Raw genomic sequence first — 18,520 nt, forward strand, 5'->3', positions numbered from 1 at the left:
CTGCGCGAAGCGCACCTTAAATCTTTGTGCCCCTTTGCGCTTTCGTGTCTTTGTGGCAAAAATCGTCGTGTTTCGCCCTGTCGCCGTGTCTCCGTGGTTCCTGGCGAAACATTTCACGCGCCGAACACTACGAAGCATAAAGCTATCACCGTTATCTTCTTCTCTTTTCTGCGCGAAGCGCACCTTAAATCTTTGTGCCCCTTTGCGCTTTCGTGTCTTTGTGGCAAAAATCGTCGTGTTTCGCCCTGTCGCCGTGTCTCCGTGGTTTTTAAAAATCAATTCCCGTCCACCTTCTCTTCGTATTCTCATACTTCGCAAAATCAAACTCGTACAATTTCCCCGGCCTGTGCGGCACGTCATCTTCCATTTCACCGGTATCAATCAATAGATCCATAGAGAAAAATTTCTTTCTGAAATTGCGCCTGTCCAGCTTTACATTTAGAATGGCCTCATACAGGTTCTGCAGTTCACGCAAAGAGAATTTTTTTGGAAGAAGGTTAAAGCCCAGCGGGTGTTCCTGTATCCGCTTTTGCAGCCATCTATAGCATTCCATCATAATTTCCTTATGATCGAAAGCCATGCTTTTTATTTCAGTTACTTTATGCCAATGCAGCTCGTTCTCAATCTTGTCCAGTTTAATATGCTCAATGCTTAGCAAGGAGCAATAGGCAACGGTTAAGACCCGGCCGCCCGGGTGCCGGTCTGGTTTGCTGAAGATCTTTACCTGTTCCAGGTAAACGTCATGCATGCCTGTTCGTTGCTGCAACACCCGTTGTGCCGCTTCATCCAAATCTTCATTATCCGCAGCAAAGTCACCCAAAAGGCTCCATTCGCCCTTAAATATTTCCAGGTCACTTCTTATCAAAAGAATCTTCAGGTCGTTTTCTTCAAACCCGAAAATTACACAATCAACTGTTATGGGCACCCGAGGATAAGAGTCAACAAGCTTACGTGCATCCTTGATCAGACCAGGAGTAAATTGTCGATCATCGTCAGTGGATATTCCAACTTCTTTTCCCATTTTGGCTTAATCTTTTAATTCAGGCATTGTTTAGAAGACTTGAAGCAATTTTGGTATACAGGCCTGGTAAACAACACAATCGAAATGCGCTAAAGGTACTCAAACTGGACATAGCATAAAATGTCCCTACATTAAAAAAGGCTGAAAGGGATGAATATGTTTCATAAGGTAATTTCCTTTAGAGAGCGGGCTTTATCAACCCGATACATTGCTATCTGCCGGAATCAATTGACACTATATTCCCCCCACTAAATACCTACAAAAAATGTACGGGAAATGTTTACCTGAATGTAAATTTTTTATTGTGTAACTCATCTTTTGCATTGAAGTTTTTCAACAAAAAGACGTCAAAATATCTTGCAGGTTTACCGCGTCGCACCTGCACAAATCTCCTCAAAAAAGTTATTTCGGAAAAATAGGGTGAATACACCTCCTTTGCGGTCTGGCCGCAGTTGGTCGGTACCACGGCCAACGCATTTCTTCCCGCGATTATATCGCCCCTAAGCTGGTTAAGCCAGGCATATTGGTGAAGATCTTCCAGATGTCCAACTCCTACAACATGACTATTGCGATGCCTGGCAACATAATAATCAAGATGCGCTGCAGGAAACCATTTTCCACATACCAAAGGGAGGTCTTTTTCGAGTGTGCCTGCGACCACAGCACTGTCCTGCCACTTGTTAAACTGCTGACCAAAAGAATCCCATCCCCAAAGATCTAGCGTGAAATCCGTTTCTCCGTAATTTTCTTCCGAAGTCTTATCACCAACAGTTCCGGGATAAAAATGAACCAGCGTTACACAACCAACTGCCAGTATCAACATGAATATAACAGTAGTTTTAAGAATACCCGGCCAGACTTCCGACTGTCTAAATCTGAATTTCTCATCAAGATAGGCAGCTGCAATAAAACCAAGACTCATAAAACCAGGACCGGTCCAGTGTGGCAATACGTTTCTAAATAAAGAAACTGCCGTCACTACAATGATAATTGGCCAGCCGCAAAGCGATAATAGTCGCTGATACGGGCGCTCCGTTAATCTTCTTCTTCTTAAAGAAATCACTGCCAATATGGTCAGAACAACGTTAATGGGATTGTTATAAAAAATCTGTCCAAAAATTGTCTGCAAAAAACCGTCTTTATCAAGCGTAAATTTTGTTACGGTCACCCGTTCACTATGGTAACGCCATGTAATAAAATTGTTCTGGATATTCCAGAATATGATCGGGCTGAAAATAATAACGGTTATAATAAAAGACAGGTACAGCCAGGGATTGAGCAGCATTTTTCGGTTGTAGAGCAGTATATAAAGCCCCAATCCACCCCACAGGAAAATGCCGTGCACCTTACACATAATACAAAGCCCGTTAAGCACACCGGCCCACAACCAATATTTCGCGGGTATATGGCTTCTCTTTTTGTCCAGTTGTACTATGCGCAACATAACATATAATGCCGCAAGCCAAAATACTACTTGCGGACTATCCGGCAGAATAAAGGTGCCCGCAATTATGGAGCTGTAAATGCTCGTATTATAGAGTACTGCAGCAAACCAACCTGTACGCTCATTGCGCACAAGTTGACCGATCCGGTAAGAAAGTATTGTGCCGATGGCTGCAAAAACAATTGATCCCAACCTGATAAAGACCTCACTTTGAAAATGGAGATTGAACGTAAACAGCTTTATCAGAATACCCACTGCAGGCGGGTGATCAAAATAGTTGTTTTGCAAATGCAATGCATAGGTGTAATAGTACACTTCATCGTTACCCAGCTCCAGCAGAGAGGCAAGCACAATTCTGATAACAGTGGTTATTAAAACCAAATAGAGCACTTTGTTAATCTTCATGAGACACAGTTGGTAACGATGCTTAAGAAGCCGGAAAAATAGTAAATATGTGATCAAATTCAAGTAATTAGGTGGGATATTTTGCGAGAAGCCTGAGGCATAGGGTGTGAGGCATAAGGCAGGGGGGGATAAGTTGTACGTTATACGTTGTACGTTTTTTGAAGCGGAGTTTGAAGACAATGGTTAAGATAAAAGTTTGAAGCTGGGGGAAGCCGTAAGGCATGGGGTGCCAGGAAGAGGGGTGAAGTATAAGGTGTGAGGTGCAATACTTAATTCGAGATGAGCTTTAGCTGGCTAGCCTTCCTTTCGCTCAGATAAACGTACAACGTATAACGTATAACTTACAACTCATGCCTCACACCTCACGCCTCACGCCTCATCCCTCACACCCTACGCCTTAGGCTCTGAGCTCTAAGCTTTCAGCTTTTACATATCTTAGCCGCATAATTTCCTTCGCATGTATAATGAAGAACAATCAAAACAACTCCAGAAACAAACTACGCTTCTTTTAAAAAGCCTGAATGAAACCGGGCCGGAAGAGATAAAGACGTTAAGGGATGTTTTAAGATTTCATGAGCACCGGTATTACGTAATGGACGACCCTTTACTTGCAGATGCAGAGTATGACCAATTATATACGCGCCTGAAAAAAATTGAAGAAGAGAACCCCGCGCTGATCAGTTCTGACTCTCCAACACAACGTGTGGGTAGTTCCCTTAATCAAAGCTTCCCTACCGTTCAACACCTTGTGCCGATGCTGAGTCTTGACAATAGTTATAACGCGGATGATTTGCTCGATTTCGACCGTAAAGCCCGCGAAATAACAGGTTTGAAGGAAATTGAATATTGTATTGAGCCGAAGTTTGATGGTGCGAGTATCTCCCTGATCTACGAAAACGACATGCTGGTGCGTGGCGCAACACGTGGTGATGGTGTTGAAGGAGATGAAATTACCACCAATATAAAGCAGGTCAGGTCAATACCATTATCTGCTCCATTTTCAAAATACGGCATTCAGCAGATCGAGATCCGCGGTGAGGTGATCATGACCAAAAACAGCTTTAAGAAATACAACGATGCACTTGCTGAACTGGGTATTGCGGCTTTAGCCAATCCACGCAATGCAGCCAGCGGTAGTCTTCGTATCAAAGATCCGCGCGAAGTAGCTAAAAGAAATCTTGAAGCATTTCTGTATCACGTGAGCGACTATACCTTGCTTCCAGGCAAGAGCGTTCCGGAAGAATTGACAACGCATAGCGGCTCTCTGAAATTGTTGTGGGATTGTGGCTTCAGATCTCCGCAAAAGGAAAAACAAGTGCGGGAAGGTATTACAGATGTGATAAAACATGTGCATGATTATGAGGAAATGCGCGACACACTTCCTTATGAAATAGACGGGATGGTAATTAAAGTGAACGATTTTGAGTTGCAGGATAAAATGGGGATGACCACCCACCACCCCCGATGGGCAATTGCCTTTAAATTCAAAGCAAGACAGGCAACAACCAAACTCAAAGGCATTGAGTTCCAGGTTGGCAGAACCGGCGCAGTTACGCCCGTTGCGAAACTGGAACCTGTGTTCATAGGCGGCGTTACCGTATCAAGTATTTCTGTTCACAATGAAGAATACATCAAGGAAAAGGACCTTAAAATTGGCGATAGTGTGTTAATTGAGCGAGCAGGAGATGTAATTCCTCAAATTGTAAAATCCTTGCCGGATGTAAGAACAGGACATGAAAAGCAAATTGTATTCCCGAGAAACTGTCCCGTTTGCAACAGCGAACTATACAAAGAAGAAGGCGAGGCTGTCTGGCGTTGCATCAATATCGAATGCCCGGCGCAGGTAGTCGAACGGATCATCCATTTTGTGAGCAAAGATGCTATGGATATCAGAAGCTTTGGTGAGGCCAACGTTCGCAAGTTTTATGAACTGGGCTTATTGAAAGATGTGCCGGGTGTTTACCAGCTTGATTTTTCAAAAATTGGTCAGTTGGAAGGATTTGGTAAAAAATCCATCGATAACCTTCAGACAGCCATCGAAACTTCCAAAAAGCAGCCGCTGAACAGGTTAGTCTACGCACTTGGGATCCGCTATGTTGGAGAAACAACCGCGAAAACACTGGCAAACACTGTTTCCGATTTGATGGATCTGACCAAAATGTCGGAGGAAGATCTGCAGCAATTGGAAGACATCGGAATTAAAGTGGCTCAAAGCGTTTATAAGTTCTTCAGCAATGTTCAGAATATTGAAATGCTCAATCATCTGAAAGAACTGGGAGTAAACTTCAGTAACACAAAAAAACAGGCTGTAACAGGCGAAAACACACTGCACGACCAAACCTTCCTTTTTACGGGCACCATGAACAAACTGAAACGCAGCGAAGCCGAAGCGATGGTGGAAGAACATGGCGGGAAATTACTGTCCGGCGTAAGCAGCAAACTGAATTACCTCGTGGTTGGCGAAGATGCCGGCAGCAAACTGGAAAAGGCCAAGAAAATCAATACGGTGAAGATCATCAGTGAAGACGAGTTTATTAAGCTGATAGGCGGGTAGAGAAGCTGAAAGCTGAAAGCTTAAAACCTACCGAAGCATAAGATAAATTAGTCGCAAATCTGGGTAGACCGATGCTGCCTTGAAAACCTGGTCAGGTTCTACAATCAATGCGGCGCAGAGCGAGGTGTTGGCCCGGCACTCCTGCCTGAACCGACTTGCCGGGACGGGGTTTGACTTGAATTTTCTTTCCAGCCCGACCAAGTCATTCAGGCAGGAGTTGCTTTCTTTTTTCAGGAAAAGGAAAGTGACAAATTTTGAAAGAGAACAAGTTTCTTATCAATCGACAAATCATGCGGCGACTTTTTATAGACGGAGGGTGTGCAGCATCGTATGATTTTTTTTAGGTTGAAAGATGACATTCCTCATTTTAGAAAGGTTTTCAGAAAAATACTTTTTAACTCTACTTCGCTGAAACGACTACTACACCTGCGTTTGAGAAGCAGTCTACGATCTTTTTTCCTCGCTGGAGATTGTCTAAAATCGCTAACCCCCGTTAGCTTTAAATTATGGACATTTTTGTGTGAAACAATGCAGGAGAATTAAAAACATTGTTTCTTTGCATCCTGTTCGATTTTTTGCCGGACAGGATGAACGCACATGTCTGCGACGCCCGTCACACACTTGTGCCAGTAACACCGAAATCAAATAATATTTATAACAGTAAACAAAAAGAAATCATGAGCTACATTGCCGACATTCATGCCCGCCAGATTTTAGACAGTCGCGGAAACCCTACAGTAGAAGTTGATGTACTTACAGAAAATGGCCAGCTGGGCCGTGCCGCTGTTCCTAGTGGCGCTTCAACAGGTATTCATGAAGCAGTTGAACTGCGTGATAACGACAAGTCTGTATACATGGGCAAAGGCGTTCTGAAAGCGGTAAGTAACGTAAACGATATAATTGCTGACCAACTGATCGGTTTTTCTATCAATGACCAGACTGGCATTGATGCTAAACTGCTTGAACTGGATGGCACTGAAAATAAAAGCAAATTAGGCGCTAACGCAACTTTAGCTGTTTCTATGGCTGTTGCAAAAGCTGCTGCACTTGAAAGTAACCTGCCGCTTTACCGCTACCTGGGTGGCGTAAATGCAACAGTGCTTCCAATGCCTTTAATGAACATTTTGAACGGTGGTGTTCACGCTGATAACAAGATCGACTACCAGGAATATATGATCGTTCCCGTTGGCGCAAGCTCTTTCAGCGAAGGTCTCCGTTGGGGCGTTGAGGTTTTCCACAACCTGAAAAGCGTTTTGAAAAAGAAAGGTTACAGCACTAACGTAGGTGACGAAGGTGGTTTTGCTCCTGATATCCAGAGCAACGAAGAAGCTATCGAAACCGTACTGCAGGCTATTGAAGCTGCAGGTTACAAAGTAGGCGAGCAGATCGGTATTGCACTAGATGCTGCAAGCAGCGAAATGTTCAAAGATGGCAAATACAAATTCTACAAGAGCTCAGGCAAAGAAATAAGCAGCGATGAAATGGTTGCTTACTGGACTGAGTGGGTGAACAAATATCCTATTGTTTCTATTGAAGACGGTATGGCCGAAGAAGACTGGGACGGCTGGAAAAAATTAACCGATGCTATCGGCAGCAGATGCCAGTTAGTGGGTGATGACCTGTTTGTTACCAATACCAAAATCTTACAACGCGGCATTGACAGCAAAACTGCAAACAGCATCCTGATCAAAGTAAACCAGATTGGTACTGTTACTGAAACTATCAACGCTGTTCAGTTAGCTCAGACCAACGGCTACACTACCATCATGAGCCACAGAAGCGGTGAAACTGAAGATACAACGATCGCTGACCTGGCTGTTGCATTGAATTGCGGACAGATCAAAACCGGCTCTGCTTCACGTACTGACCGTATGGCGAAGTACAACCAGCTGATCCGTATTGAAGAAATGCTGGGCGAGAATGGCATCTATCCTAAAGGAAAGATCCGCTTTGGGAAATAAGACCGTAAGATGGTAAGATCGTAAGACCGTAAGACCGTAAGATTGTAAGACGTGTAAGAAGGCGGTTAATTGAACGGAGACGTTTTTATTAAATAGAGATTATGGAGAAGACATAGAGACCTGCAGAGATATTCTCGGTAACTTTGTGTCTTCTCTTTTTTTGAAATAAAACCGGGCCGATGACGTTATAGAACCAGTGAGGGCAGCCTTTTTACTTTTGACTTTTGAATTTTGAATTTTTACATTTGCTTATTACATGAAAGCACTCAACATCATATTATCCGTTTTAAAGAACAAATACCTCCTGGCTATCGCGGTATTTGTGGTAATGTTAATATTTGTAGATAAGAATGATGTTTTCGTGCAGGTTTCGAGGAAACAACAGCTCAAAGAGCTAACCGACAGCAGGGATTTTTACCTGAAAGAAATAGAAAAAACCAAAAAAGAACTTGCTGATCTTCAAAACAATCCGGCAGCATTGGAAAAATATGCCCGGGAAAATCTGTACATGAAAAAGAGCAATGAAGATATTTTCATTGTTGAAACACCCGTCGACTCCTTAAAAAAATAGACCGGGCGTATAATAATCCGGCCAAATGATCGTTTTAGAGCTAGAAAAATGATTGATCACCCCAAAATGTTTTTCTACCATGACCAATTTTACCACAGAAGATTTACTTATGTTCTTATATGATGAACTTTCTCCGATGAAGAGAAAACAAATAGAAGAAGCTCTTCAGCAAAATTGGGCTCTGAGAGAAAAACTACAGGTGCTGCGCGAAGCCGCCGCTCGCTTAAGTAAATGCAAACTTAAAAGCCCCACAGATAAAACTGTTGGTTTGCTTTTAAATTATGCTGCTGGGAAAGTGAGTCTATCGAGATAGCTTGGAGCTATTAGCTATCAGCTTTGGGCCTGAAATGCCCGATGCATTCGGATCTCAATGTCTTTATTAGGTCTATCACCTTTTTGTTTCTCCAACTTTATAGTAACATATAGTGTATATGGCACAAGGTAGTTGCGTTTAGTATAATTGTGTTGTCAAATGTTCCATTCGCGCAGCTCACAGTTAATAGCTGATAGCTGAAAGCTGAGGGCTTTTCCCCATCTTTGCCAAACAACCACAGCTATCATGACGCGGAAACAACGTTACCAGTTTGTAATAGACTATTTTCAGGAACATGCACCGGAGGCAGAAACAGAACTTATTTATGATAATCCTTACCAGTTATTGGTAGCAGTGATATTGTCCGCCCAATGCACGGATAAACGGGTAAATATGACTACGCCTGCGATATTTGAAAAATATCCAGATCCGGAGCATCTTGCCATGGCAAGATTTGATGAACTTTTCCCACTGATCAGAAGTATTTCCTATCCCAATAACAAGACAAAGCATCTTATTGGAATGGCCAATATGCTGATCAATGATTTCCATGGCGAAATACCTATGACTGTAAACGAGCTGGTAAAACTGCCCGGCGTTGGGCGTAAAACTGCAAATGTTATTACGTCTGTAGTCGATGAACAACCTAATATGGCTGTTGACACGCACGTTTTCCGCGTCTCTGCCAGAATTGGCCTCACGGAAAAAGCCACTACTCCACTCGCGGTTGAAAAACAACTGCTACAGTTTATTCCGAGGGAACTGGTACACAAGGCGCACCACTGGCTTATCTTACATGGAAGATATATTTGTGTTGCCCGCAATCCCAAGTGCAATATTTGTGGATTGAAACCAGCATGTAAATACTATAATAAGGTTGTGCTAAAAGCTCAAAGCCTAAAGCCCAAAGCTGAAAGCTAGATCTAAAGCGCATCAGCCTGTAGCCTAAATAGAACAGCTTACACCTTTCACTATTCACCATTCACTATTCACTATTTTAATTTCCACTTTTGACTTCTAAATTCTCCCCAATGCGTTCAATTTTTCATTTGTTTTTAGCCTGTGTGTTCTTTGTTTCCTGCAAGAACAAGGAAGCGGCAGATCTTATTGTCCATAACGGCCTGGTTTATACTGTTGACAGTTCCTTTGCCACGGCTCAGGCGTTCGCTGTTAAGGACGGCAAAATACTTGCCGTAGGTACAAATGATGAAATACTGGATCAGTACTCAGCAAAGGAGAATGTAGACGCCCAGGGCAACGCGGTGTATCCTGGCTTTATTGATGCGCATGCACATTTCGTGGGTTATGGCCGTTCTTTATTCGCAGTAGATCTTTTTGGCTGCACCAGTTTTGAAGAAGTGGTAAGCAGGGTGCAAAAATTTGCATCAGAACATCCCGACGAGGCATGGATCATTGGCCGCGGATGGGATCAAAATAAGTTTCCCGGCAAAGCCTACCCCACCAATGACACATTAAACAAATTATTTCCCAACAGACCGGTAATGCTTGAGCGAGTTGACGGGCATGCGGCCATCGCTAACCAAAAAGCACTTGCATTGGCAGGAGTAGTTGCAGGTCAGAAATTGACCGGCGGCGAAATTGAAACGAAGAATAATACTCTTACAGGTGTGCTGATAGATAATGCAGTTGATCTTGTTGGCGCTAAAATTCCGTCTCCATCTAAAGCCGACTATACCAAATGGCTGCTGGCTGCACAAAAGAACTGCTTTGCACAAGGTCTTACCACTATTACCGATTGCGGCCTTAATTACACCGATGTGGACGTAATAGATACTTTGCAAAAAGAGCATAAATTACTGATGCGGATGTACATCATGTTAAGTGATAACCAGGATAATCTTCAACGATACATAAAGCGTGGCCCCTATAAAACAGAAAGAATGTATGTGAGAGGCTTCAAAGTTTATGCAGATGGTGCACTGGGAAGCCGGGGAGCCTGCCTGTTACATCCTTATAACGATAAGCCGGGATGGTCAGGATTTTTGTTGAGCAGCAAAAGCCACTATGATTCCCTGGCTGCAGTATTATCTCAAACCGATTTTCAAATGTGTACCCATGCCATCGGTGATAGTGCCAACCGCGAAATACTCAACATCTACAACAAATATCTCAAAGGCGAAAATGACAAACGCTGGCGCATAGAACATGCACAGCTTGTTAATCCGCTTGATATTAATTTGTTCGGAGCGGCAACGATCATTCCCTCAGTTCAACCAACACACGCAACCAGTGATATGTATTGGGCCGCTGACAGACTCGGTACTGAGCGTCTGAAACAAGAAGGGTATGTTTACAAACAACTGCTGAAACAAAATGGCTGGATACCATTGGGAACGGATTTTCCTGTTGAAGATATAAGTCCTTTTAAAACCTTTCTTGCTGCAGTTTTCAGAAAAGATGCCAAAGGTTATCCGTCCGGAGGTTTTCAAATGGAAAATGCTTTAACAAGAGAGCAAACGATCCGCGGCATGACAATCTGGGCAGCGAAGGCAGGATTTCTGGAAAAAGAAAGCGGCAGCATTGAAAAAGGCAAGAATGCAGACTTCATTATCCTATCACAGGATCTCATGAAGGTCACCGAAAAAAATGTGCTCGATACAAAGGTTACGGCGACTTATGTTGGCGGGAAGAAAATGTAAAGTCACATTCAAAAGTGAAAACCCATGTGTAGCCTTATCTGTATTCTTTGAGGTTAATTTTGACAATAGCAAAAAGCCACAAAGAGAAAATTCTCTGTGGCTTTTTGATATATAAATAGACATCGAAACATCCCAACCAAAACCGCTTCAAAAGAATGAACAAGACCGCCTGAAAAGTTTTGACTTTTGAATTTTTACTTTTGAATTTCTATCTTTTCTTCCCTCCTTCCGGCCCTCTGAACAGCATAATATCTCTGTCAAATAAATAGATCCCACCTTTATCTTCACCCACCAGCACTAATTTATCGTTCAATGTCCGTGCTAAATGCTCTTCTTCTATTTGTTCATTTACATACCATTGTAAAAAGTTGTGGGTCGCATAATCTCTTTCAGTTAGCGCCATCCCCACTATATCATTAATACTGGTTGAAACAATAATTTCATGTTTCAAAAATTCTTCGAATACCCGCTGCAACGATTGAAAAGTGATCATTGGTTGTTCGAGATGAGGAACAATCGCAAATCCTCCGCGTTCATTAATATACCGGATGAGTTTTAACATATGCATTCGCTCCTCATCAGATTGTTTGTAAAAGAAATTCGTAACTCCGTCGAGCCCAGGCTGAATTTCCGCCCAACTTGCCATAGCGAGATATGCCTGGGAACTTTCCGCTTCCAATTGAACCTGCTTGTTTAATGCTTCTTGCATGGGTTTCGATAACATAAGCTTGGTTTTATATTTCTAATATAACTAAAGGAGAAAAGAAAAACAAGCAATGAGCAATCAGCTATCAGTTATCATCTATTGTGAAAATTAACCACAGAGTGGCAGGAGTTCTTTCACAGAGAAAAGGAGTTTTTTAATTTTTAGCGCTTCATTAGTTCATTTACTTCTTGCCCCTTATATAAATTGGAAGAATACAGCTGGTCATGATCAATGCCTTAATAATATACTAAATATCACAGTTCAAAGAAATACGCACCTGCAAATGCAGCTAAAAGCTATCAGCTGTCAGCTTCTCTTACGGTCTTACATGTCTTACTGTCTTACGCGTCTTACATGTCTTCATTTTCCTACCTTTGCAAACTTAAAATAGGATAGAACTGTCAATATGAGCGCTAAATACCAGGAATTTTCAGGGTTAAACCTTCCCGCAATAGAACAGGAAATTCTTGCCAAATGGCATGAAACACAGGCATTTGAACAAAGTGTATCACTGCGCGAAGGCGCAACACCATTCGTGTTTTACGAAGGTCCGCCGAGTGCCAATGGTATGCCAGGCATTCACCACGTTATTTCACGTACGCTGAAAGACCTGGTTTGCCGCTATAAAACCATGCGCGGATACCAGGTAAAACGCAAAGGCGGATGGGATACGCACGGTCTGCCCGTTGAGCTTGGTGTGGAGAAAGAATTGGGTATTACCAAAGAAGATATTGGCAAAAAGATCTCTGTAGAAGAATACAATAAAAAATGCCGCGAAGCAGTGCTTCGTTATAAAGACAAATGGGATGACCTGACCCGTAAAATGGGGTATTGGGTTGATCTGAATGATCCCTACATCACATTTGAAAATAATTATATAGAAACGCTTTGGTGGATGCTAAGCGAATTGTATAAAAAAGGATTGTTGTACGAAAGTGTGAGCATTCAGCCATACTCACCTGCTGCAGGAACGGGTTTAAGCTCACACGAATTAAATCAACCCGGCACTTACAAGGACGTAAAGGATACCAGTGCTGTGGTGATGTTCAAAGCGGTGAAGAATGAAAAGAGCCAGTTTCTTTTCGACGCAGCAGGCAATGACGAAGTTTTCTTCCTGGCCTGGACCACTACTCCATGGACATTACCTTCCAACCTTGGCCTGACTGTCGGTGGCAATATTGATTACGTGCTGGTAAAAACTTTCAATCCATACACGCATCTCCCTGTAAATGTTGTCCTTGCAAAAGCTTTATTGGGCAAATACTTTAAAGAAGACGCAGAGAACGGTGATTTTGAAGCCTATAAAGAAGGTGACAAGGTTATTCCGTGGCAAATACTGACAGAATTTAAAGGGAGAGATATCGAAGAAGCACGTTATGAGCAGTTGTTACCATATGAAGCGAACAGTGCTGATAAAACTGGCGGCGATCCCTTCCGCGTATTGCTTGGCGACTTTGTAACCACTGAAGATGGTACAGGTATCGTTCACACAGCTCCGGCATTTGGTGCAGATGACTTCAGGGTTGGACAGAAATATGGCATCGGCATTCTCGTTATGGTTGATCGCCAGGGAAAATTTGTTGACGGGTTGGGTGAGTTCAGCAACAGGTATGTGAAAGATTATAAGGATGAGCCTAATTATGTGGATGTTAACGTAGACATCTGCGTTAAGCTGAAGAAAGAGAACAGGGCTTTCAAAGTGGAAAAATACGAGCACAGCTACCCGCATTGCTGGCGCACGGATAAACCGGTTCTGTATTATCCGTTAGATGCATGGTTCATTAAGACCACTGCTTTGAAGGACAGAATGGTTGAACTGAACAAAACAGTTAACTGGAAACCAAAAAGTACCGGCGAAGGCCGTTTTGGCAACTGGCTGGAAAACATGGTAGACTGGAACCTTAGCCGCAGCCGCTTCTGGGGAACACCATTGCCGGTTTGGAGAACAGAAGACGGGTCTGAAGAAAAATGCATTGGCAGCATTGCCGAACTGAAAGCGGAAATGGCCAGGGCCGATAAAGTACTTGGCACAGACCAAAGTGCGTCAATCGACGGAGCTTCGCTGGATTTACATAAACCATTTGTTGACGAAGTAACGTTGGTAAGTGAGAAAGGACTGGCTATGAAACGCGTTCCGGATCTGATAGACGTTTGGTTTGATAGCGGAGCAATGCCTTATGCTCAATGGCATTTTCCTTTTGAAAACGCCGACACTTTTGCTCAGAACTATCCGGCTGATTTTATCGCCGAAGGCGTTGATCAAACCAGGGGATGGTTTTATACCCTGCATGCACTTGGCTCCTTAATGAAAGAATCTGTTCAGGAGGAATTGAAAAAGCATGGCATTGAGGCTGATGACAAAAAATATCCCGGTTTAGCTTACAAAACAGTTGTTAGTAACGGTTTGGTTCTGGACAAGAATGGCAACAAAATGAGTAAGCGTCTTGGCAACGTGGTAAATCCTTTCGAAACCATCGAAAAATTCGGAGCCGATGCCACACGCTGGTACCTGATCACCAACGCGTCTCCCTGGGATAACCTGAAATTTGATATAGAAGGCATTAAAGAAGTTCAGCGTAAGTTCTTTGGTACCTTATATAATACCTACCAGTTCTTCGTTCTGTACGCGAATGTGGACGGTTTCTCGTTCGAGGAAGCATATATCCCGCTAGAACAGCGCCCTGAAATTGACAGGTGGATCTTATCTTCTCTTAACACGTTGATTAAGAAGGTAACAGAAGCGATGGATGAGTACGAGCCAACTATCGCCGGCCGTGCAGTTGAGGAATTTGTGGACGAGCACCTGAGTAACTGGTATGTACGTTTGTGCCGTCGCCGTTTCTGGAAAGGAGAATACGAGCATGACAAGATCTGTGCTTACCAGACTTTATATGAGTGTCTGGAGACACTGATCCGGCTGATCGCACCAATTTCTCCGTTCTTTAGTGATGCTGTCTTCCGCAACCTGAATGCTGTAAGTAAGCGTTTCACTGTTGAATCTGTTCATCACGCAGACTTCCCGGTGGTAAAAGAATCCGCTATTGACACGCTTTTGGAAGAAAGGATGCAGTTGGCACAGGATGTTTCATCATTGGTACTGTCTTTGCGTAAAAAAATGAACCTTAAAGTTCGTCAGCCACTCCATAAAGTGCTTATCCCGGTATTAAATCCGCAAATGAAAGTACAATTGGAAAAAGTAGAAGATCTGGTTAAGGCGGAAGTAAACGTTAAAGAAATCGATTATATAACGGAGACTGAAGGATTCATCAGCAAGAAGGTAAAAGCCAACTTTAAGGCGCTGGGAAGCAAGTTAGGACCAAAAATGAAAGCGGTAAGCCAGGCTTTATCCTCATTTAGTCAACATGATATAGCTTCTTTAGAAAAAGATGGGCAATATGCATTGAATATTGGAGGAGAATCCATTACTTTACTCCTTAGTGAAGTTGAGATTGCTGCCGAAGACATCCCCGGATGGAGTGTAGCAGCAAAAGGAAACTTGACGGTTGCTTTGGATATTACCGTTACCCAAGAATTGAAACAGGAAGGCGATGCCCGCGAGTTCGTAAATCGCATCCAAAATATTAGAAAAGACAGTAGTTTTGATTTAACAGATCGTATATTCGTAGAAGTGCTTGAAAACGCTGATATCAAGACATCTATAAATGAATTTAAAAACTATATTTGCGCTGAAATTTTGGCAGACAGTCTGACTTGGGTACCTGAATTACAGGATGGTACTGAGATTGAGGTGAACGACATTCTGTTGAAAGTGAGCGTGAACAAAAAAGGATAACGTTCTATGCCAACAAAAAAGCCTGCACCCAAGAAAGTGGCTAAACCAGCGGCCAAACCGGTTGCTAAAAAAGCAGTGCCTGCAAAAAAGGCGGCACCAGCTAAAAAAGCAGCAGCGCCGGTTAAGCCTGCTAAAAAAGCGGTGGAAAAATCCGTATCAAAGCCTGCAGTAAAAAAAGCTGCACCAAGCAAAAAAGTAGTGCCAGCACCTGTAGCTAAAAAAACAACTCCGGCTCCTGCTCCTAAAAAAGAAGTTGCGGTTAAAGCAGTTGCAAAAAAAGCTCCGGTAAAATCGGCACCGGAAAAAGAAAAACCGGTTAAAGCGGCCCAGGCAGAACACATAAATAAGACGAAACCAGCCTTGGCCACAAAACCAGAACCGGTAGCTCCGGCTCCTGCACCAGTGCCCAAGCCGGCTCCGAAACCTAAACCGGAACCCTTAAAAGAAGTAAAAGTTCCAAAGACATCTGTAAAGACAAGTGTACCTTATCAACCAGAGTACAAATCGCTGGAACAGAGGCAAGAACCATCAAAATCAAACGAACCATTGGTACGATATAACGATGCCGATCTGGCAGAATTCAGAGAGCTGATCAATAAAAAATTGGAAGCAGCGAAAAAAGAACTGGCTTATCTTCAAGGACTTATCACCCGCAAAGACGAACTTGGCGGAGATGAGGCAGAAAGCCGCTACATGACCATGGAAGATGGCAGTATGAGTATGGAACGTGAGCAATTGAGCCAGATGGCCAGCAGGCAGATCACGTACATCGACCACCTGGAAAAGGCACTTATCCGCATTGAAAACAAAACTTACGGAATTTGTCGCGTTACGGGTAAACTGATAGACAAAGCGCGCTTAAGAGCTGTTCCTCACGCTACCTTGAGCCTCGAAGCAAAACTGGGATTGGTTAAGCCAACGAATGAACAATAGTAATTAGTATCTTATTAAAAAAGGCTGTCATGTAGTAATGATGGCCTTTTTTGATGTACTATGTGAGGCGAATGTACGGTGTTAGATGCCCGCCCGTACCGAACGACACGTTCGGGCGGGTACGGTGTACGATGTTGGGCAGCCGGATGGAAAGGCGCTGTAAGTACGATTTACGAAGTACGAAGTACCTCTGTGCAACAACAATGATTGAAGGCGGACAACTTGAATGCGCCTACCTGCTACCTGCTACCTGCTACCTGCTACCTGCTACCTGCTACCTGCTACCTGATACCTGATACCTCACCCAAGCTAATAGCTCATAGCTGACAGCCGATAGCTACTTAACTTCCTGCATCGCAACCAGCTTATAATAAATTCCTTCTTTAGCCAGCAGTTCATCGTGAGAGCCACGTTCTGCGATTTCGCCTTTTTGCAAGACGACAATTTCATCCGCGTGTCTGATAGTTGAAAGACGGTGGGCGATTACAATGCTTGTACGGTTTTGCATCATATTATTAATAGCATCCTGAACCAGGCGTTCACTTTCAGTATCCAGAGAGGATGTCGCTTCGTCTAAAATAAGGATGGGAGGATTTTTGATAACCGCCCTCGCAATGGTTAGGCGTTGTCTTTCGCCACCACTTAATTTGCTTCCCCGGTCACCAATGTTCGTGCGGAATCCGTCTTCTTTATTCAGGATAAAATTGGAGGCATTGGCCACTTTTGCTGCCTGTATAATTTCATCTTCGGATGCATCAGGTTTACCAAGAGAAATGTTGGAGGCAATTGTCTCATTAAATAATACAGGCTCCTGTGTTACTATACTAATATGTTTGCGGATAGAACCCAGCTGATATTCTTTAATATTAACACCATCAATCAACAATTCACCAGAACTAACATCGTGAAAGCGCGGAACGAGATCCGCAAGCGTACTTTTACCAGCACCGGAAGATCCGACCAATGCAACTGTTTTTCCTTTTGGAATGGTAAGATTGATGTTCTTTAAAATCATGTGATCACCATAACCAAAACTTACATTGCGAAACTCAATGGAGCTGTTAAAGCTGTCCAGTTGTTTAGAACCGAAATCGTCAACAACAACAGGTGCATCAAGCAACTCTTCTACCCTGTCGATGGCTGCCGCTCCACGCTGCACGTTAAAAAAAGATGTTGAAAGATTTTTTGCCGGATTGATCAGCAAACCAAAAGTGGCGATATAAACAATGAGATTACCCGCGGCCATGCCGTTATCTCTTAGCGCCAGCCTTGCGCCGAAATATAGAATAGAACACAGTACGGTAATACCAAGTGTTTCCGTTAAAGGAGATGCCAGATCACGACGTGCATTCATTTTATTCCGGATACGAAACAATGTGTTGTTTACGTAGTGAAACCTGTCCAGCATAAGCTTTTCAGCAAGGAACGCTTTAATCACACGCATGCCACCAAGTGTCTCGTCAAGAATTGAAAGAGCCTCTCCCAATTTAACTGAAGCAGCCTGAGATTGTTTTTTTAGAGTCCGGCTGATGCGACCTATAATAAATGCAGTAAGCGGTAATAATATTAAAAGGAATAATGAAAGACCCGGGCTTAAGTAAACAAGATAAGCAAGATAGAAGAGTACAGTCAATGGATCTTTGATGAGCCCTTCAAGCGTACTTACAATCGAACTTTCAATCTCACTAACATCATTCGTCATCCGGGATATGATATCACCTTTTTTCTGTTCGGTAAAATAACCGATGGGTAGCATTAAGGTTTTGTCATACAAATCGCTTCTCAACCTTGTAACGACAGCACTTCTTATCGGCGCAGAAATTAAATTTGAAAAATACAGGAACACATTTTTGAGGATCGTAACAATAACTATAAACACGCAGATAAAGCCTACTGCAACAAGTTTGTCATTATTGTGCTGATGAATTATATCAAGAATAAGACGGTTCACATATCCACCCACCGCATTGGAACTCATTACTGCTTTATCAGCCTGGGAGTCATCAGCATTAAATATTATTTGCATGAAAGGTGCAAGCATCCCTATTGAAAAAATGGAGAAAAATATAGATAATACAGTACACAAAAAATACAGTCCCAGCTTTCCCTTATACTCACCTACATATTTAAAGATCCTGGATAATTTTTTCATCCGTTAA

At 42.9% G+C, this 18,520-nt stretch carries 12 protein-coding genes; 8 read left to right on the plus strand and 4 right to left on the minus strand.

What is annotated here, in order from left to right:
• Positions 1 to 268: 268 nt before the first annotated feature.
• Positions 269 to 1,021 carry an NUDIX hydrolase gene (locus QTN47_RS13750; protein WP_369329965.1) on the minus strand — a complete coding sequence of 251 codons (753 nt, stop codon included), beginning with the start codon at positions 1,019 to 1,021 and terminating at the stop codon, positions 269 to 271.
• A 280-nt stretch (positions 1,022 to 1,301) separates the two neighbouring features.
• Positions 1,302 to 2,870 (minus strand): ArnT family glycosyltransferase, encoded by a 1,569-nt coding sequence (locus tag QTN47_RS13755; protein ID WP_369329966.1) that lies wholly within the window; start codon positions 2,868 to 2,870, stop codon positions 1,302 to 1,304.
• 457 nt (positions 2,871 to 3,327) lie between these two features.
• On the opposite strand from QTN47_RS13755, the gene ligA reads away from it, so the two are divergent.
• The 6 genes from ligA to QTN47_RS13785 all read left to right on the plus strand — a co-directional run bounded on the left by ligA (position 3,328) and on the right by QTN47_RS13785 (position 10,929).
• A complete protein-coding gene (gene ligA, locus QTN47_RS13760) occupies positions 3,328 to 5,424 on the plus strand; it encodes an NAD-dependent DNA ligase LigA (RefSeq protein ID WP_369329967.1) in 2,097 nt (698 codons plus the stop codon).
• A 677-nt stretch (positions 5,425 to 6,101) separates the two neighbouring features.
• The gene (gene eno, locus QTN47_RS13765) at positions 6,102 to 7,385 is read left to right on the plus strand and encodes a phosphopyruvate hydratase (protein WP_369329968.1); all 1,284 of its coding nucleotides are present in this window, start codon (positions 6,102 to 6,104) and stop codon (positions 7,383 to 7,385) included.
• Positions 7,386 to 7,641: 256 nt separating this feature from the next.
• On the plus strand, positions 7,642 to 7,956 hold the full coding sequence (locus tag QTN47_RS13770; RefSeq protein WP_369329969.1) for an FtsB family cell division protein: 315 nt from the start codon (positions 7,642 to 7,644) through the stop codon (positions 7,954 to 7,956).
• A 79-nt stretch (positions 7,957 to 8,035) separates the two neighbouring features.
• On the plus strand, positions 8,036 to 8,269 hold the full coding sequence (locus QTN47_RS13775; RefSeq protein ID WP_369329970.1) for a hypothetical protein: 234 nt from the start codon (positions 8,036 to 8,038) through the stop codon (positions 8,267 to 8,269).
• Between the two features lie 246 nt (positions 8,270 to 8,515).
• A complete protein-coding gene (nth, locus tag QTN47_RS13780) occupies positions 8,516 to 9,190 on the plus strand; it encodes an endonuclease III (RefSeq protein ID WP_369329971.1) in 675 nt (224 codons plus the stop codon).
• Between the two features lie 110 nt (positions 9,191 to 9,300).
• A complete protein-coding gene (locus QTN47_RS13785) occupies positions 9,301 to 10,929 on the plus strand; it encodes an amidohydrolase (protein ID WP_369329972.1) in 1,629 nt (542 codons plus the stop codon).
• 208 nt (positions 10,930 to 11,137) lie between these two features.
• On the opposite strand, the gene QTN47_RS13790 is transcribed toward QTN47_RS13785, so the two are convergent.
• Complete coding sequence (locus tag QTN47_RS13790) at positions 11,138 to 11,653, minus strand: ferritin (RefSeq protein WP_369329973.1); 516 nt, start codon at positions 11,651 to 11,653, stop codon at positions 11,138 to 11,140.
• A gap of 388 nt (positions 11,654 to 12,041) precedes the next feature.
• On the opposite strand from QTN47_RS13790, the gene ileS reads away from it, so the two are divergent.
• Together ileS and QTN47_RS13800 are read left to right on the plus strand one after the other, a co-directional pair.
• Positions 12,042 to 15,428 (plus strand): isoleucine--tRNA ligase, encoded by a 3,387-nt coding sequence (ileS, locus tag QTN47_RS13795; protein ID WP_369329974.1) that lies wholly within the window; start codon positions 12,042 to 12,044, stop codon positions 15,426 to 15,428.
• Between the two features lie 6 nt (positions 15,429 to 15,434).
• Positions 15,435 to 16,361 (plus strand): TraR/DksA family transcriptional regulator, encoded by a 927-nt coding sequence (locus tag QTN47_RS13800; RefSeq protein ID WP_369329975.1) that lies wholly within the window; start codon positions 15,435 to 15,437, stop codon positions 16,359 to 16,361.
• A 337-nt stretch (positions 16,362 to 16,698) separates the two neighbouring features.
• On the opposite strand, the gene QTN47_RS13805 is transcribed toward QTN47_RS13800, so the two are convergent.
• Positions 16,699 to 18,513 (minus strand): ABC transporter ATP-binding protein, encoded by a 1,815-nt coding sequence (locus QTN47_RS13805; RefSeq protein ID WP_369329976.1) that lies wholly within the window; start codon positions 18,511 to 18,513, stop codon positions 16,699 to 16,701.
• Positions 18,514 to 18,520: the final 7 nt, after the last annotated feature.

The sequence above is a fragment of the Danxiaibacter flavus genome (assembly GCF_041060425.1).
In the GTDB taxonomy this organism is placed as follows: domain Bacteria; phylum Bacteroidota; class Bacteroidia; order Chitinophagales; family Chitinophagaceae; genus Danxiaibacter; species Danxiaibacter flavus.